This is a genomic window from Gryllotalpicola sp. (genome assembly GCF_027352875.1).
In the GTDB taxonomy this organism is placed as follows: Bacteria; Actinomycetota; Actinomycetes; order Actinomycetales; family Microbacteriaceae; genus Gryllotalpicola.
The window spans coordinates 1-17666 of the sequence record NZ_DAIEII010000054.1 but is presented as its reverse complement, the minus strand read 5'-3'; the positions used below and the strand labels follow the sequence as shown (position 1 = coordinate 17666).

The 17666-nt window shown below is 68.1% G+C and carries 14 protein-coding genes, 1 tRNA gene and 2 pseudogenes; 12 read left to right on the top strand and 5 right to left on the bottom strand.

The window, feature by feature from the left end:
• Positions 1–148 precede the first annotated feature (148 nt).
• Entirely contained in the window at positions 149–1048 is a 900-nt protein-coding gene (locus M7D61_RS06590) for an alpha/beta hydrolase (protein WP_298228778.1), read from the top strand.
• The gene (locus tag M7D61_RS06585) at positions 1045–1827 is read left to right on the top strand and encodes a glycosyltransferase (protein ID WP_298228776.1); all 783 of its coding nucleotides are present in this window, start codon (positions 1045–1047) and stop codon (positions 1825–1827) included. The genes M7D61_RS06590 and M7D61_RS06585 overlap by 4 nt, the downstream gene beginning before the upstream one ends.
• A gap of 232 nt (positions 1828–2059) precedes the next feature.
• Here the strand turns inward: M7D61_RS06585 and aceB are convergent, their stop codons facing one another.
• The gene (aceB, locus tag M7D61_RS06580; RefSeq protein WP_298228774.1) at positions 2060–3688 is read right to left on the bottom strand and encodes a malate synthase A; all 1629 of its coding nucleotides are present in this window, start codon (positions 3686–3688) and stop codon (positions 2060–2062) included.
• Positions 3689–3696: 8 nt separating this feature from the next.
• Positions 3697–5019: an isocitrate lyase gene (gene aceA / locus M7D61_RS06575; protein WP_298228772.1), complete on the bottom strand. Its 1323-nt coding sequence runs from the start codon at positions 5017–5019 to the stop codon at positions 3697–3699.
• Between the two features lie 139 nt (positions 5020–5158).
• Here aceA and M7D61_RS06570 point away from each other — a divergent pair, with 139 nt between their 5' ends.
• The 4 genes and pseudogenes from M7D61_RS06570 to M7D61_RS06555 form a co-directional block, all read left to right on the top strand.
• A complete protein-coding gene (locus tag M7D61_RS06570; protein ID WP_298228771.1) occupies positions 5159–6631 on the top strand; it encodes a helix-turn-helix transcriptional regulator in 1473 nt (490 codons plus the stop codon).
• Positions 6632–6676: 45 nt separating this feature from the next.
• A complete protein-coding gene (locus M7D61_RS06565; protein ID WP_298228769.1) occupies positions 6677–7957 on the top strand; it encodes a hypothetical protein in 1281 nt (426 codons plus the stop codon).
• A 118-nt stretch (positions 7958–8075) separates the two neighbouring features.
• Positions 8076–8151, top strand: a tRNA-Arg gene (locus tag M7D61_RS06560).
• Between the two features lie 305 nt (positions 8152–8456).
• A pseudogene (locus M7D61_RS06555) lies at positions 8457–8555 on the top strand (DUF2510 domain-containing protein); the annotation flags it as partial.
• Between the two features lie 48 nt (positions 8556–8603).
• On the opposite strand, the gene M7D61_RS06550 reads toward M7D61_RS06555, so the two are convergent.
• Complete coding sequence (locus M7D61_RS06550) at positions 8604–8918, bottom strand: hypothetical protein (protein ID WP_298228782.1); 315 nt, start codon at positions 8916–8918, stop codon at positions 8604–8606.
• Positions 8919–9054: 136 nt separating this feature from the next.
• Here M7D61_RS06550 and M7D61_RS06545 point away from each other — a divergent pair, with 136 nt between their 5' ends.
• The 6 genes from M7D61_RS06545 to hutI all read left to right on the top strand — a co-directional run bounded on the left by M7D61_RS06545 (position 9055) and on the right by hutI (position 15818).
• A complete protein-coding gene (locus tag M7D61_RS06545; RefSeq protein ID WP_298228780.1) occupies positions 9055–9243 on the top strand; it encodes a hypothetical protein in 189 nt (62 codons plus the stop codon).
• A 202-nt stretch (positions 9244–9445) separates the two neighbouring features.
• The gene (locus tag M7D61_RS06540) at positions 9446–10582 is read left to right on the top strand and encodes a Fic family protein (protein WP_298228767.1); all 1137 of its coding nucleotides are present in this window, start codon (positions 9446–9448) and stop codon (positions 10580–10582) included.
• Positions 10573–12156: a urocanate hydratase gene (gene hutU, locus M7D61_RS06535; protein WP_366083839.1), complete on the top strand. Its 1584-nt coding sequence runs from the start codon at positions 10573–10575 to the stop codon at positions 12154–12156. The genes M7D61_RS06540 and hutU overlap by 10 nt, the downstream gene beginning before the upstream one ends.
• 1 nt (position 12157) lies before the next feature.
• Positions 12158–13417 (top strand): allantoate amidohydrolase, encoded by a 1260-nt coding sequence (locus tag M7D61_RS06530; RefSeq protein WP_298228765.1) that lies wholly within the window; start codon positions 12158–12160, stop codon positions 13415–13417.
• Positions 13414–14598, top strand: a complete 1185-nt coding sequence (locus M7D61_RS06525) for a formimidoylglutamate deiminase (RefSeq protein WP_298228764.1) — start codon at positions 13414–13416, stop codon at positions 14596–14598. The genes M7D61_RS06530 and M7D61_RS06525 overlap by 4 nt, the downstream gene beginning before the upstream one ends.
• Positions 14595–15818, top strand: a complete 1224-nt coding sequence (gene hutI / locus M7D61_RS06520; protein WP_298228762.1) for an imidazolonepropionase — start codon at positions 14595–14597, stop codon at positions 15816–15818. The genes M7D61_RS06525 and hutI overlap by 4 nt, the downstream gene beginning before the upstream one ends.
• 429 nt (positions 15819–16247) lie before the next feature.
• On the opposite strand, the gene M7D61_RS06515 is transcribed toward hutI, so the two are convergent.
• Both M7D61_RS06515 and M7D61_RS06510 read right to left on the bottom strand, forming a co-directional pair.
• Entirely contained in the window at positions 16248–17036 is a 789-nt protein-coding gene (locus M7D61_RS06515; protein ID WP_298228760.1) for an LLM class flavin-dependent oxidoreductase, read from the bottom strand.
• A gap of 431 nt (positions 17037–17467) precedes the next feature.
• Positions 17468–17666 (bottom strand): annotated as a pseudogene (locus M7D61_RS06510) (IS21 family transposase); the annotation flags it as partial.

The window sequence follows — 17666 nt, the reverse complement described above, 5'->3', positions numbered from 1 at the left end:
CGTCGGCTGGGCGGCCCTCTGCATGCCCCTGCCTGCGGCTGTGACCGGATCGCCCGGTCTTCGGCGCGGCACGTCGAACCGGTGGCCGAAACGCGTCGCACCAAGCGGGCGCTTTGTTTCGACGGGATGATGTACTGGTTGAGTGGTGATGAGTCTCGAGGAGGCGCGTGCAGCGGACGCGGCTCTCACTGAGATCGATTGGAGCCTCCCGCCCGCGGGTGCGCGCATGTTCCGCTTCGACGCGCCAAGCGGGGCGCTCGCGGCATGGGAGATCGGCGACCCGGACGGCGATCGCGTGGTGCTCGTGCCCGGGGCGACGGGCTCGAAGGAGGATTTCAAGCTCCTCGCCGAGATTCTGGCCTCCGATGGGTACTTCGTGCAGTCATACGACATCGCCGGCCAGTACGAATCGGCGGATGCCGGGCCGGCTGGTCCCGATGCCTGGACCTATGACCTCTTCGTCGATGACATGACCGCGTTCCTCGAGGCGGGGGCGCCGGCCAACCTGCTCGGATTCTCGTTCGCCGGAATCGTGGCGCAGATGGTTGCTCTCGCGCGACCCGAACTCGTGCGCTCGCTCACGTTGCTCGCCACCCCGCCGCTGGCCGGTCAGGTGTTCCGGCGTGTCCGCATCGTCGGATGGTTGACCCGACTCCCGTTCTTCACCTCTCGAATCGGCGGCGGGGTGCTGCTGTGGAACGTGCGCACCAACTTCAGCAAAGTCACGCCTGAACGCCTCGCCTTCGCGAATGCACGCCTCGCGCTCACCCGGCGCGAAAGCGTCGACGGCATCATCGGACTCATGATGCGCACGCCCGATCTGCGGGTTCGACTGCGCGACCGGGCGCTGCCCGTACTCGTCGCCGCCGGTACCAAGGATCTCTGGCGAGCGCGCACCTATCGGCGCCATGCCAAACGGATGGGCGCGGAGAATGCGATCCTGGCGACCGGCCACAGTCCCTGCGAGACCACCCCGCATGAACTCGCCTTCCATATGCGCTCGCTCTTCGCCCGCGTGCCGGACGCCGCGGCCGAGCCCGCGCGATGAGCCGCTCCGGCCTTGTCACCGCGGTCATCCCCACCCGGAACGAGGCGGACAACATCCGCCCTCTGCTCGCCAGGATCGCCGCATCCGTCGGGACCCGGCCGATCGAGGTGCTCTTCGTCGACGACTCGACCGACGGCACCCCGGAGCAGATCGAGCTGATGGCCGCCGAAAGCACGTTCCCCGTGTCGGTGCTCCATCGGGACCGCCCGACGGGCGGACTCGGCGGTGCCGTGCTGGAGGGGATGCGGCGCGCCAACGGCGCGTGGGTGCTGGTGATGGATGCCGACCTGCAGCACTCTCCTGAGGTGTTGCCGATACTCATCGACACGGCCCTCACCTCGGAGGTCGATCTCGTCATCGGCTCGCGCTATCTCGAGGGCGGCTCGGTCGAGGGACTCGACGGCCCGTTGCGGGTCTTTTTCTCGCAATTCGGCACGCACCTGGCCAAGGCGCTCTTCCCGAGGCGCTTCCGCGATGTGACCGACCCGATGTCCGGGTTCTTCACTGTTCGACTCGCCGCAGTCCCGTTGAGCCGCGTGCGGCCGCGCGGGTTCAAGATCCTCCTGGAGATCCTCGCGCGCAGCAGCCTGCGGGTCGCCGAGGTTCCTGCACCCCTCGCCGCGCGCGCGGCCGGCGAGTCCAAGGCCGATGTCGTCCAGGTTTGGCGTCTGACGCGGCAGTTCACCAGCCTGCGCTTCGCGGGTTGGGTGCACTCCGTCTTCGACAGTCTGACGCCGCCGGGAGCCTCGGCGGTCCACGCAGCCAGACGCGTGCCGTAGTCGGCGCGTAGTTAGTTGGGGAGGGAGCCATGATCGCCCGTTTCCGGGCGGACCCGCCCCCGGGGGGAACGCTCAGCTGCATCGAACCGCTCGTTCCACCGCCCGCCCGCGCAGCAGCGGGCCGGAATGCAGACCGCCAGGACGATCGTGGCCATCACCGGATCCCGATGCGCTGATCGCCCAGCTCGGCGGCAGGGTGTCCGGCCGCTGAGTTGGGCGATCGCGTCTCCGATCAGGCAGGAACCGCGGTGTGCGTCTCGGCCTCGACGAGGTATCGCGTGTAGGCGGGAACCGTGAGGAACGACGGGTAGTCCTGCCCGAGTGCGACCTCGCGCAGCACATCGGCCGCATCGTCGAACCGGTCGCCCGGGGTGCGCGGCTGCTTCTCGAACTCGCGCTCGAGAATCCATTCGACGCGCTCCGCCAGCACGGGCCGACCGTCGTCGGCGATCGCGCCCTGGTGGATCCACTGCCACAGCTGTGACCGGCTGATCTCGGCGGTGGCGGCGTCTTCCATGAGGTTGTCGATCGCCGCCGCGCCGACGCCGCGCAGCCAGCTCTCGATGTAGCGCAGTGCGACCGACACGTTCGAGCGGATGCCGGCCTCGGTGATCCGTCCGCCCTCGATCCGGAGGTCGAGCAGGTCGGATGCCTCGACGTGCACATCCTCGCGAAGCCGATCCAGCTGGTTCGGCTTGTCGCCGAGCACCGCGTCGAATTCGGCGCGGGCGACGGGCACGAGGTCGGGGTGCGCGACCCAGGTGCCGTCGAATCCGTCGCCGGCCTCGCGGTGCTTGTCGGCGGTGACCTGCTGCAGCGCCCGCTCGGTGACCTCGGGGTCGTGACGATTCGGGATGAACGCACTCATGCCGCCGATGGCGTACGCGCCCCGCTTGTGGCAGGTCGCGACGAGGAGCTCGGTGTAGGCGCGCATGAACGGCACGGTCATCGTGATCTGGGCGCGGTCGGGCAGCATCCACGAGCGGCCGCGGTCGCGGAAGTTCTTGATGATGCTGAAGATGTAGTCCCACCGCCCCGCGTTGAGGCCGGCGCAGTGATCGCGCATCTCATAGAGGATCTCGTCCATTTCGAACGCGGCCGTGATGGTCTCGATGAGCACGGTGGCCCGGATCGTGCCGTGCGCGATGCCGAGCTGGTTCTCCGCGAAGGCGAAGACGTCGTCCCAGAGCCGCGCCTCGAGGTGGTTCTCGATCTTGGGCAGGTAGAAGTATGGTCCGGTGCCGGTCTCGATGAGCTTCGTCGCGTTGTGGAAGAAGTAGAGCCCGAAGTCGACGAGGCTGCCGCTGGCGGGTGAGCTGTTGCCGGCGCGGTTGACATAGGCGAGGTGCTTCTCGGGGAGGTGCCAGCCGCGCGGGCGGAACACGATCGTCGGGGTCTTCGCGCCCAGTCGATACTCTTTGCCGTCCGCGCTCGTGAAGTCGATCTGGCGGCGGATGGCGTCGTAGAGGTTGGCCTGGCCGCCGATGACGTTCGCCCAGGTGGGGCTCAACGCGTCCTCGCCGTCGGCGAGCCACACGTCGGCGCCCGAGTTGAGGGCGTTGATCGTCATCTTGCGGTCCGTCGGCCCGGTGATCTCGACCCGACGGTGCTCGAGGCCCGGCCCGGGCCCGGCGACCCGCCACTCGCCGTTCCCGCGGATCGCGGCCGTCTCGGGCAGGAACTCCGGGTCGTGGCCGTTGTCGATGCGCGTGAAGCGGACCCGTCGGTCGTGCAGGCGCTCCTGGCGCCCCGCAGCGAACTTGTCGTGGAGCTTCGTGAGAAAGTCGAGCGCCTCGGGCGTGAGGATGTCGCTCTGGCGCCCGCCCGAGTCGGCGAGCACCTCGATGCTGCTGATGCTCATGGTGACCCCTAGAACTGCTCGGTCTCAGTGGACCCCACGAGCGCGAGCGTCGCGCTCTCGGGGTTGAGGGTGGTGGAGACGCGGTCGAAGTAGCCGGCGCCGACCTCGGCCTGGTGCTTGGTCGCGGTGTAGCCGCGCGCCTCGGCGGCGATCTCGGCCTCCTGCAGCTCGACGTAGGCGCTCATCTGGCGTTCCTTGTAGCCGGTGGCGAGGTCGAACATCGCGTAGTTGAGGGCGTGGAATCCGGCGAGGGTGATGAACTGGAAGGCGTAGCCCATCGCCGAGAGCTCGCGTTGGAACCGGGCGATCTGGTCGTCGTCGAGGTGGCGCTTCCAGTTGAAGCTCGGCGAGCAGTTGTAGGCGAGCTGCTGGTCGGGGAACTCCGAGTGGATGCTGTCCGCGAAGCGCTTCGCGAGCTCGATGTCGGGCTCGCTCGACTCGACCCAGAGCAGGTCTGCGTACGGTGCATAGGCGTGGCCGCGCGCGATGACCGGCTCGATGCCGTTCTTCACGTCGTAGAAGCCCTCGCTGGTGCGCGTACCGGTGAGGAAGGGACGGTCGCGCTCGTCGACGTCGCTCGTCAGCAGGGTCGCTGCGAGGGCGTCGGTGCGCGCGATGATGATCGTCGGCACGCCGGCGACGTCGGCCGCGAGGCGGGCGGCGTTGAGCGTGCGCACGTGCTGGCTGGTCGGGATGAGGACCTTGCCGCCCATGTGGCCGCACTTCTTCTCGCTGGAGAGCTGGTCCTCCCAGTGGACGCCCGCGGCGCCGGCCTGGATCATCTGGCTCATCAGCTCGAAGGCGTTGAGCGGGCCGCCGAAGCCGGCCTCGGCGTCGGCGACGATCGGAGCCATCCAGTCGCGCGAGGTGCTGCCCTCTTCGACGAACTCGATCTGGCCGGCGCGCATCAGGGCGTTGTTGATGCGGCGCACCACGGTCGGCACCGAGTTGGCCGGGTAGAGGCTCTGGTCGGGGTAGGTCTGGCCGCTGAGGTTGGCGTCGGCCGCGACCTGCCAGCCCGAGAGGTAGATGGCTTCGAGCCCGGCGCGCACCTGCTGCACGGCCTGGTTCCCGGTGAGGGCGCCGAGGGAGGCGATCCACTGGTCGCGGTCTCCGGCGTTGCGCTCGATGAGCTCCCAGAGCTTCTCGGCGCCGCGGCGGGCGAGCGTGGCGTCCTCGCGGACCGGACCGCGCAGGGCGATGACGTCCTCTGCGGTGTAGTCGCGGCGGATGCCTGACCAGCGCGGGTTGATCGCCCATTCCGCCTCGAGGTCGGCTGCGGTCTGGATCTGGTCGCCGGGGCGGGTGCCGATGGGGGGCTGGCTGGTCATGTCGGGTTCCTTCATTCGTCTGTGGTGTGGGGCTTCGTTCAAGCTTGCGCGCCAGTCAAGCAATAATTTCCAGGATTTCTCCCAGAAATATCCACTGTTTTCTGATTTTCAGAAGAGCAAGCCGTGCGATGCTGTTCCCATGGCCATTTCGACGAGCCCCGAGATCGACGACGAGAGTGCGAACGACTCGCTCGCAATCGGACGGCGCATCCGTCATCTGCGCAACGAGCGCGGGATGACGGTCGAGACGCTGGGAGCGGCGATCGGCCGTGCCGCCTCGCAGGTCTCGGTGATCGAGAACGGTCGTCGCGAGCTCAAGATCGCCGAGCTGCAGCGCCTCGCCCGGGCGCTGGGGACGACGGTCGACGACCTGCTCGCCCCCGCGCCAGCCAGCAGGCGCGACGCGTTGGAGATCGCGCTCGAGCGGGCTCAGCGCGGGCCGTTGTTCGCCTCGCTGCGGCTGCCGGCGCTGCCGGTGCGCAAGAGCCTCAGCGACGAGGCGATCGAGACGATCCTCGCGCTCCACGGCGAGCTCGAGCGGCTCCACCAGCAGCGCGCCGCGACGCCGGAGGAGGCGCGCCTCGCCAATACCCAGTTGCGCGCTGAGCAGCGCAGGCGCAACAACTACTACCCCGAGCTGGAGAAGACGGCGGCCGGGCTTCTTCAGGCGCTCGGCCATCGCGGCGGCCCGCTGTCGCAGCGGGCGTCGTCGGAGCTTGCCGCCCACCTCGGCTTCACGCTGCACTACGTCCGGGATCTGCCCTCCACCACCCGGAGCATCACCGACCGCCGCAACGGACGGATCTACCTGCCGATCAAGCAGTCCGGAACCGACCCGCGTTCGGCTCTTCTCCAGGCTCTCGCGGCTCATGTGCTCGGCCAGCCGGAGCCCAACGACTACGGCGACCTGCTGCGGCAGCGGGTCGAGACGAACTACCTCGCCGGCGCACTCATGGTTGCCGAGCAGAGCGCCGTCGAGTTCCTCTCGACGGCGAAGGCGGCGCGCGAGCTCTCCGTCGAAGACCTGCGGGACGCCTTCGCGGTGAGCTACGAGACCGCGGCGCACCGCTTCACCAACCTCGCGACGCAGCACCTCGACATCCCCGTCCACTTCCTCAAGGTGCACTCGAGCGGCGCGGTCTCCAAGGCATACGAGAACGACGATGTGAAGTTCCCGTCCGACGCCCTTGGCGCGGTCGAGGGGCAGCGGGTGTGCCGGTGGTGGAGTGCCCGACAGGTCTTCGAGATCGAGGACCGCCTCAGCCCGTATCACCAGTACACCGACAAGCCCACTGGTACCTACTGGTGCACCTCGAGCATCCAGTCGTCCGCACAGGGCGACTTCTCGGTCAGCCTCGGCACGAAGTTCGCCCACGCGAAGTGGTTCCGCGGGCGCGACACGACGAAGCGTCTCGTCTCGACCTGCCCCGACCCAGCCTGCTGCAGCCAGCCATCCGACGTGCTCGCGGCCCACTGGGACGGCCAGGCCTGGCCGAGCGCGCGCCTCAACTCGTCGCTTCTGGCCGCGATGCCGCAGGGCACGTCGACGGGGATCGACACCACGGCCGTCTACGAGTTCCTGGAGCGGCACGCCCCGACTCGCGCGCTGTAGTTCTGGAACAGCCGCGCCTGAGGCCCCGCGCATAGAATCCTGGTGATGGCTTTCCTCGATTCGACGACCAGGCGGTCGCTCCTCGAGCCGAGCATCCGCCGCCCGGCGCGACGTGGCCTGATCGCCCGCCAGGTGTGGACGGTGGTCGGCATGTACGCCCTATCCAGGGTGTACTCGTCGGCGCTCATCGCGATCCTGCTCTGGATCGTCCTCGCCAACGGCTGGAGCGTGCCCAGCTACTACAGCGAGCCGTGGTATGTCCTTGCCGACGGGGCGCACTATCGCGACACGGTGAACTTCTTCACGTTCTCGGGCCTCTGGGACGGCGAGCACTACAACTACATCTTCAACCACGGCTATCCGGTGCATCCGCCCGTCGACGGCACCGGCGCGATCGCCCCGAACCCGTGGGCGTTCCTGCCGGTCTACCCCCTCGTCGTCAAAGGCCTTTCGGTCGTCACGGGGTTCGGATTCTTCTCGCTCGGCACCGTGTTCTCGATGGTCTGCGGCCTCGGCGCCGCGATCGCGCTCTATTTCCTCGTCCACGACCGCGCCGGTCACAAGACGGCGCAGTTCGTCACCGCCCTGTTCGCCTTCGGGCCGCTGGGATTCCTGCTCCAGACGACATACGCCGAGAGCCTGTTCTTCCTCCTCATGTTCAGTGCGATGCTGCTCTTCCAGCGCGAGCGCTACTGGCTGATGACGATCCCCGCGTCGATCGCGGCATTCACCAGACCCGGCGAAGTCGCGCTTGCGGCGGCGGTGCTCATCGTGTTCTGCGTCAAGTGGTGGCGGGCGCACTTCGCTCTCGAGCGCGTGGAGTTCCCCTGGCGGCAGCGCATCGCCATGATCGCCGCGGGTCTCATCACCTTCGTCACTGGGATGGCGTGGCCCGTCGTCGGCTCGATCGTCACGGGGCTGCCCGGCCTCTACATGTCGACGGAGCTCTCCTGGCGGGTCGACCTCATCGGGTACGCCCCGTTCGTGCCGTTCGCGGCACCCTTCGAGTTCTTCGGTCGCTACACCGGCGCGTTCGGTGTCGTCTTCGCCGCGGCAGCGGTGGCGGGGTTCGCCTACTGGCTCTTCCGGCGTCGGCTGCGTCGCCTCGGCATGCCGATGCTCGCGACGGTCGGCTCGTACGCGCTCTACCTCTTCGCGGTCGTGACGCCGACGCAGAGCTTCCTGCGTCTGTGCATGCCGCTCATCCCGATGTTCGCCGACCCGGCCATCGCACTGTCGGCGAAGTGGCGGCGGGTCGTCTTCTATGGTTTCGCGGCCCTGCAGGTCGTCTTCATCGTCCTGCTCTGGTACCTCACGAACCCGTAGTGCGCCGGATGCCGCGGGGCGATGGCGGCACCGCCGCCAGCCCGATCCGGATGGGACGGCCCTCTTTCCCGGCTGATATGCTTTACCGGTTCGCCGTTCGTCAGTTCGGCTTTCGCCTGCGCCTGTAGCTCAACGGATAGAGCATCTGACTACGGATCAGAAGGTTGGGGGTTCGAGTCCCTCCAGGCGCACCAGAAACTCCTGATAAGCACGGATTTTGCGGGGCGCTGTTGTGCCCAAGCATGTTCCGATGACACGGTTTCGTACACGCTTTCGGACTCGATTCAGTGTCGCCTCCACCCTCCCGGACGGTGCGAGCCTTGACTTTCTGCGGTTCTTCGATGCACGACGAAGTGACTCCGGAATCATGCTTAGTCACCTACCCCTGCTTTGGCACCAAAACGGCTCCGGCGGCAATCTCATCGGTGGGAACCGTTCGTTACCAGACGCGGCGGTCTGCACTTGTCGGGATCCCACTGGCAGCCGCTAGGGTGCGGTCGTGACAGATGCACAAGCCGCCCCGGCTGGGTGGTATCCCGACGGCTCAGGGCGACTGCGTTGGGGGGACGGCGCGCGATGGACGGACAATTTCGCGCCTCTGCCGGATCCGGTGGGCACGCCGGCCGTTGGCACCTCGGCTTCGAAATCACGAGCGGAGTTGAAAGCAGACAAGAAGGCGGCGAAGGTTGCGGCCAAGCAGGCTGCTGTAGAGACGAAGCGTGTAGAGACGAAGCGAGTGGAGCAAGAGGTCAAGGAGGCCGCTGCTGCTGCGCGCGCAGAAGCGCGGGCCGTCGCGCAGGTTCGGGCCAAGATGAGTGCGCTGCCGCCTGCGGCCAACCCTGTTGAGCAGGCGCTGCGCGAAGCGGTATTTGGGGCGGATGGCGGACAGCTTGAGCTCACCGAGTTCCCGCTCTGGGGTAACCAATTGCCGAACACCGAAGTCGCCGACGAGGCGTATCACCGAGAGTCCTTGGCCGCGCTCTACCGACCGCGGACTCGTACCCCGGGCGACGAGTTTCTCGCGACGGCTCACCTCGTGCCGGAGATCATGGCCGACCATCCCGAGGCGGTACGCATCGACGGAAGAGGCTGTCGGTATGTTGACACCCGCGACTTCCGCGGACATCCTGCCGGTCGTCGACAAGGCCGAGGAAGCCGGACGGATCGCGGTGGCGCGCGGGTATCTTTCGGGGAACTCGCTGAACGTCGACCTATCCCTGTCGGTGGCGCGCACTGTGGACTTGGATGAGGACTGGATTCGTGAGAACCTCGCGGCGAGCGCGTGACGACGAAAATGGGTTGCTCCGGGCTTGAGAGCCTCTTGTCTTCACGTTCCGAGTTTTGCCCGCTCCACAATTCATGGAACGAGTGCTTTCCTGGAGCGCCAGTGGATCCAGATGCAGCAAGCTGATTGACACGTCCGGATGATATGTAAAAAATCACGGTGATTCTTTACATGTCTTACGGGTATGGCAATAGAGTTTGCAGATGGCTTGGACCGCTTCGGACCCATATAACGAGCTGCCTCTGCTGCCGCCGCGCGTCGAGATCGAGACCAAGGCGGTTTTGAAGGCGGCGGTGGAGGCGCGTGCCGCGTTGGCGGCCCTGGACCAGGCATCCCGGAGGATTCCGAATCCGAGCGTTCTGATCAACACCATCCCGGTCCTGGAGGCGCAGGCCAGCTCGGAGATCGAGAACATCGTCACGACGACGGACGAGCTGTTCCGGTTCGCCGAGGACGAGGACTCCGCGCCGGAGCCGGCGACGAAGGAGACGCTGCGCTATCGGACCGCCCTCTTCGCCGGGTGGCAGGCAATCCAGTCCAGGCCCCTCACGGTCACCACGGCGGTAGAGGTATGCACCACGATCAAGCGGCGACAGATGGACGTGAGGAAGCTGCCCGGCACGATCATCGCGAACCCCGCGACACGATCCGCTATCTACACGCCCCCGGTCGGCGAGAAGCTCATCCGCGACAAGCTCGCGAACTGGGTGGACTTCGTCCACGGCGATCACGGCCTCGACCCGCTGGTAGTGATGGCGGTCGCCCACTACCAGTTCGAAGCGATCCACCCCTTCGAGGACGGGAACGGCCGCACCGGCCGCATCCTGAACGTGCTGCTGCTGGTCGAGGCCGGCGTGCTGCAGCTTCCAGTGCTGTTCCTATCGCACTACATCATCCGCAACAAGGACGCCTACTACTCGCTCCTGCTCGACGTGATCGCGAAGGGCAGCTGGGAGGAGTGGATCCTCTTCCTTCTGGAAGGTCTTCGCGAGACCGCGCTGTCCACCCTGCACAAGATCGACGCGATCGCCGAGCTCCAGCGGAACATGCGCGCGGTGATCCGCGAGATCACCCCGGGGGGGGCGAACGCAGACCTCCTTGCCGTGCTCTTCGAGCAGCCCTACAGCCGCATCAAGAACGTGATGGAGCGGTGCGGGGTCTCGCGGCCGACCGCGACCCACTGGCTCAACGAGCTCGTCGCAGTCGGCGCCCTGAAGGATTTGAAGATCGGGAGGGATCGGCTCTTCATCAATACCGCGTTCCTGAACGTGCTCGTTCGCAACGAGGACGTTCCGAGCTCTCCGCGAAAAGCTGGCAGACCGAGGCGCCGCTGCGCATGATCATGAACAACCTCGACCCGGATGTGGCCGAGCGCCCGGACGATCTCGTGGTCTACGGCGGCTCCGGCCGTGCGGCTCGCAGTTGGGAGGCGTTCGACGCGATCGTCCGCACGCTCAAGGACCTCGAGTCCGATGAGACGCTGCTCGTGCAGTCCGGCAAGCCGGTCGGTGTCTTCAAGACGCACGAGTGGGCGCCGCGCGTGCTCATCGCCAACTCGAATCTGGTGGGCGAGTGGGCGAACTGGCCCGAGTTCCGTCGGCTTGAAGCGCTGGGTCTCACCATGTACGGCCAGATGACCGCTGGCTCGTGGATCTACATCGGCACCCAGGGCATCCTGCAGGGCACCTACGAATGCTTCGCGGCGATCGCGCGCAAGAAGTTCGGCGGCTCGCTCGCCGGTACGATCACCCTCACCGGCGGCGCCGGCGGAATGGGCGGCGCGCAGCCGCTGGCGGTCACTCTCAACGACGGCGTCGTGATCGTGATCGACGTGGACATCGCCCGTCTGCAGCGCCGCATCGATCACGGCTACCTCGACGAACTCGCGGTAGACCTCGACGACGCCCTCGTTCGGGCGAATGCCGCCAAAGCGTCGAAGACCCCGCTGTCGATCGGCCTCGTCGGCAACTGCGCGACGCTCGTGCCCGCCTTCCTGGAACGCGGCGACATCGAAATCGATATCGTCACCGACCAGACGAGCGCGCATGACCCGCTGAGCTATCTGCCCGAGGGCATCTCCGTTGAGGACTGGAAGGTCGCAGCAGCCGCGGACCCCGCGAGCTTCACCGAGCGGGCCCACGAGTCGATGGCGAAGCACGTGCGCGCCATGGTCGGATTCATGGATAAGGGTGCCGAGGTCTTCGACTACGGCAACTCCTTGCGCGAAGGTGCGCGTCTCGGGGGCTACCCGAACGCGTTTGCGTTTCCCGGCTTCGTACCGGCGTACATCCGACCGCTCTTCGAGGAGGGCATGGGACCGTTCCGCTGGGTCGCGCTCTCCGGCGATCCGGCCGACATCGCGGCCACAGACCGGGCGATCCTTGAGCTCTTCCCCGAGAACGAGTCGTTGCGTCGCTGGATCACAAAAGCGGGCGAGAAGGTCCGCTTCGAAGGTCTGCCCGCTCGTATCTGCTGGCTCGGATACAAGGAGCGGCACCTTGCGGGCTTGAAGTTCAACGAGCTGGTGGCGAACGGGACCATCTCCGCGCCGATCGTCATCGGCCGCGACCACCTCGACTCCGGTTCGGTCGCCTCGCCTTATCGCGAGACCGAGGCGATGCTCGATGGCTCGGACGCGATCGCGGACTGGCCGCTCCTCAACGCCCTGCTGAACACCGCGTCCGGCGCGACCTGGGTATCGATCCATCACGGCGGCGGGGTCGGCATCGGTCGATCCATCCACGCCGGTCAGGTCATCGTCGCGGATGGCACCGACCTCGCGGCCGAGAAGCTCTCCAGAGTATTGGAGAACGATCCGGGCACCGGCGTGATGCGGCACGTCGACGCAGGATACTCGCGCGCCGCCGAGGTCGCCAAGGAGCGCGGGTTGCGCGTCCCGATGCTGGAGGGCTGACGTGCCCGGGGCGACCGCGCTGTCCGAGGACGGCTGGGACGTTGTCACGCTGCTCGACGAGATCGACGGGATTGGGCGCGATCCGAGTCGCGGCGGCTGGTCGCGGCACGTCTTCGACGACGCCGAATTGCAGTTGCGCGACTGGTTTCTGACCAAGGCCGTATTGCTGGGCCTCACCGTCGAGGTGGATCGGAACGCCAACCTCTGGGCGTGGTGGGGCGCTCCGGCACGGCCAGGAGACAATGCGATTGCAGTCGGCAGCCATCTCGACTCCGTTCCCGGTGGCGGCGCTTACGACGGGCCGCTCGGTGTCACGTCCGCCCTGGCGGCGTTCGCACGTCTCCGGGCGGAGGGGTTCGAGCCGACAGTTCCGATGGCGGTCGTGGTCTTCATGGAGGAGGAGGGCTCCCGCTTCGGCCTGGCCTGTCTGGGATCCAAGCTGATGTCGGGCGCGATCGACCCTGAGCGCGTGGCAGCGTTGATGGACAGCGGCGGCGCGACATTGGCCGAGGTCGCACGCAGCAACGGCGTGGATCCCGATGACCTCGGTCGCGACGACGACCGGATCGCTGCTCTCGCGGCCTTCGTCGAGCTGCACGTGGAGCAGGGCCGCGGCCTCGCCGACCTCGGTGCGCCGATCGCGGTGGCGTCGTCGATTCTCGCCCATGGCCGCTGGCGGCTGAGCTTCGGGGGCGAGGGCAACCACGCCGGCACCACCGCAATGGCCGATCGTCGCGACCCGGTGGCCGCGTTCGGGACCGCAGTGCTCGCGGCGCAGCGCGCGGCGACGGTGCGCGATGACCCGGGGCGTGGCGCGCACAGCCGCGCGACGATCGGCCGGATGGTGGCGGTGCCGGGCGGCACGAACGTCATCGCCCGCCGCGTCGATGCCTGGCTCGATGTGCGCGCCGACGGCGACGTGGAAGCGCGCAGCCTGGTCGACGAGATCGTTGCCACTGCGCACGAGGGCGCAGCAGCGCACGGGTGCACGCTGGAGGTCGCGGCGGAGTCGTACGGATCGCGTGTCGATTTCGACCCGGCTCTGCGCGAACGGATCGCGGGTCTGCTCGGCGGGGCGCCTCTCCTCGCGACCGGAGCGGGGCACGATGCAGGCGTGCTCTCTGACGTGCTCCCAACGGCGATGGTGTTCGTGCGCAATCCGACAGGCGTCTCGCATGCGCCCAGCGAATCATCGAGCGATGAGGACTGCCGCGCCGGAGTCGCAGCACTGGTCACGGTCGTCAGGGATCTCGCCTCGTGACGACTGTCACTCTCGCCGGCGGAGGCAATGGCCACTCGCACGCGTTTCATCGCGCGCTGCGCGGTCGCACCCACCGGGATGGCGGCGACTTCTGGGCCTGGCGCGAGGCGATGTACCGCGTCGCCGCGGTGCTGGACCCCGAGCTGTACGGCCGACTCGCCGAGGCTGTCTTCGCCGAGATGCTGGTGAGCGGCTACACGGCGGTCGGCGAGTTCCACTATGTGCACCACCGTCCGGACGGTGGTGCCTACCGCGACCCGAACGCGATCGGGCGCTCCCTCGCCGCCGCTGCCGAACGGGTCGGCATCCGTCTCACGCTCCTCGACACTTGCTACCTTGCGGGCGGCCCCGGGCGCGCTCTCGAACCGATTCAGGCGCGCTTCTGCGACGGCAGCGCTGCGGCCTGGCTGGAACGTTGGCATGCCCTCGCGGATGCGACCTCCGATCGGGTGTTGATCGGCGCCGCCATCCATTCCGTCCGAGCAGTGCCGCCCCCTGCGATAGCCGAGATCGTCGCCGGAATACCCCCTGAAGTTCCTCTGCACGTCCACCTCTCCGAGCAGCCCGCCGAGAACGCCGCGGTGATGGAGGCCTACGGCAGGACTCCAACGCAAGTGCTCGCGGATGCGGGCGCGCTCACCGCGCGGCTTTCCGTCGTGCACGCGACTCACCTCACCGAAGAGGACATCCAGCTGCTCGGCGCGGCGGGCGTGACGGCCGTGTTGTGCCCGACGACGGAGGCGGACCTCGGAGACGGGATCGGCCCTGCCCGCGAGCTTGCGGATGCCGGCGCCGTGATCGCGCTCGGCTCCGACCAGAACACCGTCATCGACCCGTTCCTCGAGATGCGCGGACTCGAGGCGGGGGAACGGTTGCGCTCGCTCGCTCGTGGGCGGTTCAGTCCGTCCGAACTCGACGCGGCGCGATCGACGGGCGGCTACAGGGCGCTCGGCTGGGCCGACGCGCTGGACACGCTCGAGGTGGATGCGGATTCCGTACGCACCGTCGGCGCGAGCTTCGACCAGGTGACGCTGGCCGCCACCGCGTCGGACGTCCTGCGCGTGCTGGTGGGCGGCGAGCTCGTGGCCGAGCGCGGCCGGTTGGCCGACGGCCGTGATCCAGCGAAGCTGCTCGCAGCGGCGCTCTCCGAACTCGACGTTCTGACTGGGTATGTCCGATGACGGCCACCCTCATCACCTCGATCGGTGAATTGACGACGCAGACGGACGAGTGCGGCACCCTGCACGACGCCGCCATCGTCATCGATGGCGAGCGGATCGCGTGGATCGGCGCCGCGACCGATGCGCCCCCGGCCGACGAGCGCGTCGACGTCGCCGGCCGCGCGGTGCTGCCTGGCTGGGTCGACTCGCACACCCACCTCGTCTTCGCCGGCGACCGTGCGGCCGAGTTCGTCGATCGGATGGCCGGTCGGCCCTATGCCGCCGGCGGCATCATGACCACCGTGGGGGCCACGCGTGCCGCGTCCGACGCCGAACTGCGTGCGCACGCGCTTCGCCTGCGCGCCGAGGCGCTTGCCGGCGGTACGACGGTACTTGAAGCGAAGACCGGCTACGGTCTCGATCTCGACTCCGAAGAGCGGCTGGCCCGGATCTCAGCCGAGGTAGCGGATGCGGTCACCTTCCTCGGCGCCCACGTCGTACCAGCCGGCGTCGGCAGGCGGGAATACCTGGATCTCGTAACCGGTCCGATGCTTGCCGCGGTGGCACCGTACGCCGCCTTTGTCGACGTATTCTGCGAGGCGGGCGCCTTCACGGTCGACGAGTCCCGCGAGGTACTGCTCGCAGGCCGCGCCGCGGGTCTCGGCCTCAAGGTGCATGGCAACCAACTCGGCGAATCCGGTGGCGTCGGCCTCGCCGTCGAGCTCGGCGCGGTGAGCGTCGACCACGTGAACCACCTCTCAGACGCGGACCTCGACGCTCTTGCCGGCGGCATGACGATGGCGACGATCTTGCCGGGAGCCGACCTGTCCACTCGCGAGGCGCTTGCGCCGGCGCGCCGTCTAGCTGACGCTGGCGTGCGGCTCGCGATCGCCTCCAACTGCAACCCGGGGACCTCGTTCACGACGAATATGCAATTCTGCGTTGCAACGGCCGTGCTGCAGCACCACCTGAGCATCGAAGAGGCGGTGGCGGCGGCCACCACCGGCGGCGCGGCCGCGCTCTCTCTCGACGTCGGCCCGGACGCGGTCGGGCGCCTGGCTGTCGGGGGTTTCGCGAGCTTTCAGATACTAGGCGCTCCGTCGATCGCTCATATCGCCTACCGGCCGGGTATGCCGTTGGTCGACGCTGTATGGCTGCGCGGCCGACGAGACGAAGGGCAGTTTCTACCGATCGTTGCGAATCGGTTCTCGCATCCATCGTGTCATCAGTTGCGCGGGTGACCGATCGCCGAGGATCAGACGGGGTCGGTCGTTGAGTTCCTCGCTGACTTCTCGGAGGCGTTGATCGGTGAACTGGTCCAGATCGACGCCCTTCGGAAAGTACTGCCGTAATAGTGGAGTGGTCCCCGTGCACCGTCACCAACGTCAAATGCTGATCAAACCGACCGGTCCCACCCATGGGAGCCGGATCCATTGGAAGTCGGCGTGGCTGAACCACGGCTGGCCGACCGGGGCCACTCCAGAGCTCGGAGCCGTGGCGTGATTTCCGGGGCAGAACCACGTGGCGTACGTCTCCGGCATCCTCTCGACCGGCGACGTCGTCATCGACGAGCACAACATGGGCGGCCACCACGAGTACGACCAGCGCGTGATCAGCGCGTCCGCGGCCCAGTTACCTGTACGCGCCCCCGCGGTAGCGCGTCCGGAGGTCTACGCCCGCGCGGACAGCGCGGCGACCGCCGCCGCGGCCCGGTCGATGAAGCGCCGGTACGCCGTGAGGGATGCCTCGGCGACCACCGCCCGGAGCACGAGCTCGTCGACGACCTCGCGGTAGGCGGTCGCCCCCGCCAGCAGGCTCCCCTCGTCCGTCGCGGCGATCGTGGTGTCGATCGCCCGCACGCCGAGCCGCTCGAAGTTCGCGGCGTAGCCGGGGTAGGAATCGTACCCGGCGGCCTCCGCCTCCAGCGCGCCGCGGGCGTCAGCATCCACGGTGGTGCGGACGTAGAGGATACCGCGCGGGCCCGTCCCGCCCTGGTCCCGCAGCTCGCCCATCGCGGCCGCGGCGGCGGACGGGGTCAGCCAGTTCCACAGCACGCCGTCCGCCTCCTCGGCGGCGAGGCGCCGCATCCGCGGGCCCAGCGCGCCGACCACGATGCGCGCGGAGGTCAGGGCGCGCAGCTCGCGGAGGGCGCTGCGGGTCGCCGCCACGGCGTGCGGCGCGTTCCCGGATCCGATGCCGAGGACCAGCCGCTCGGTGGGGAGCCCTGCCGCCGCGGCGGCGATCTGCCCCGGACCGCGGCGGTCGATCGGTACCACGCCGGTCGCGAGCCGTAGCGTCGTGGTGGCCTCGGCGACGGCGGCGAGCCCCGCGAGGGCGTCGCCGTCCGGGGTGTCGTTGAGCCAGAGGGTGTGGAAGCCGGCGGCCTCCGCGGCCGGTGCGAGCTCGCGGAGCCAGCCCGGATCCGTGGCGCCGGCCAGGCCGAGCGAGACCGCGCTCACCGCGGACTCCGGTGGCCGAGAGAATCGTGCGTCATGGAGCCCACGGTACGGCGGTTTGCCGGCGCGTGAGGACGACTCCGTCCGCCATCGGCCGATGACGCGCGATCAAGCCGAAGCGCTACTGGCATCACCCGCGGCAGCAGCGTGCGGGTGACGGGCTCGGCGAGGACGTTCGCATCCAGGACAAGGACGAACTCACTCACCGAAGAGCTCTGCTTCGATCTCCGGCGCCATCGCCTCTGGCCATCACCATCAAGCACCATCTGCTGGTGGGAGAACCCCCTGAACTCGGCCTCGGAGATCCGATGATGCGTTTCGACTTCGGTCGCCTTGCGTCGTTCCACCTGTCGGCGGCGCTCGAAAACTGGACAGTAGCGGCGATGTCGACGGCGCTCGAAAACTGGCCACGATCGGCGCGGCGGCGGAACCGTTCAGAATTCGAGCGCCGCCGGCACCGACCACTCGACCCGCTCCGCGATCACCGTCGCCGGCATCGACGGGTGCTCGGCCAGCACCGCCCTGACTCTCGCCTCGAACGGCGAGAACGACGTCGGCTGCGGCGGCCGCTCATACTTCGGCGGCTGCTCCGACCTCACGGCCGCGGCGACCGTATCCCGCGCGATGCCGAGA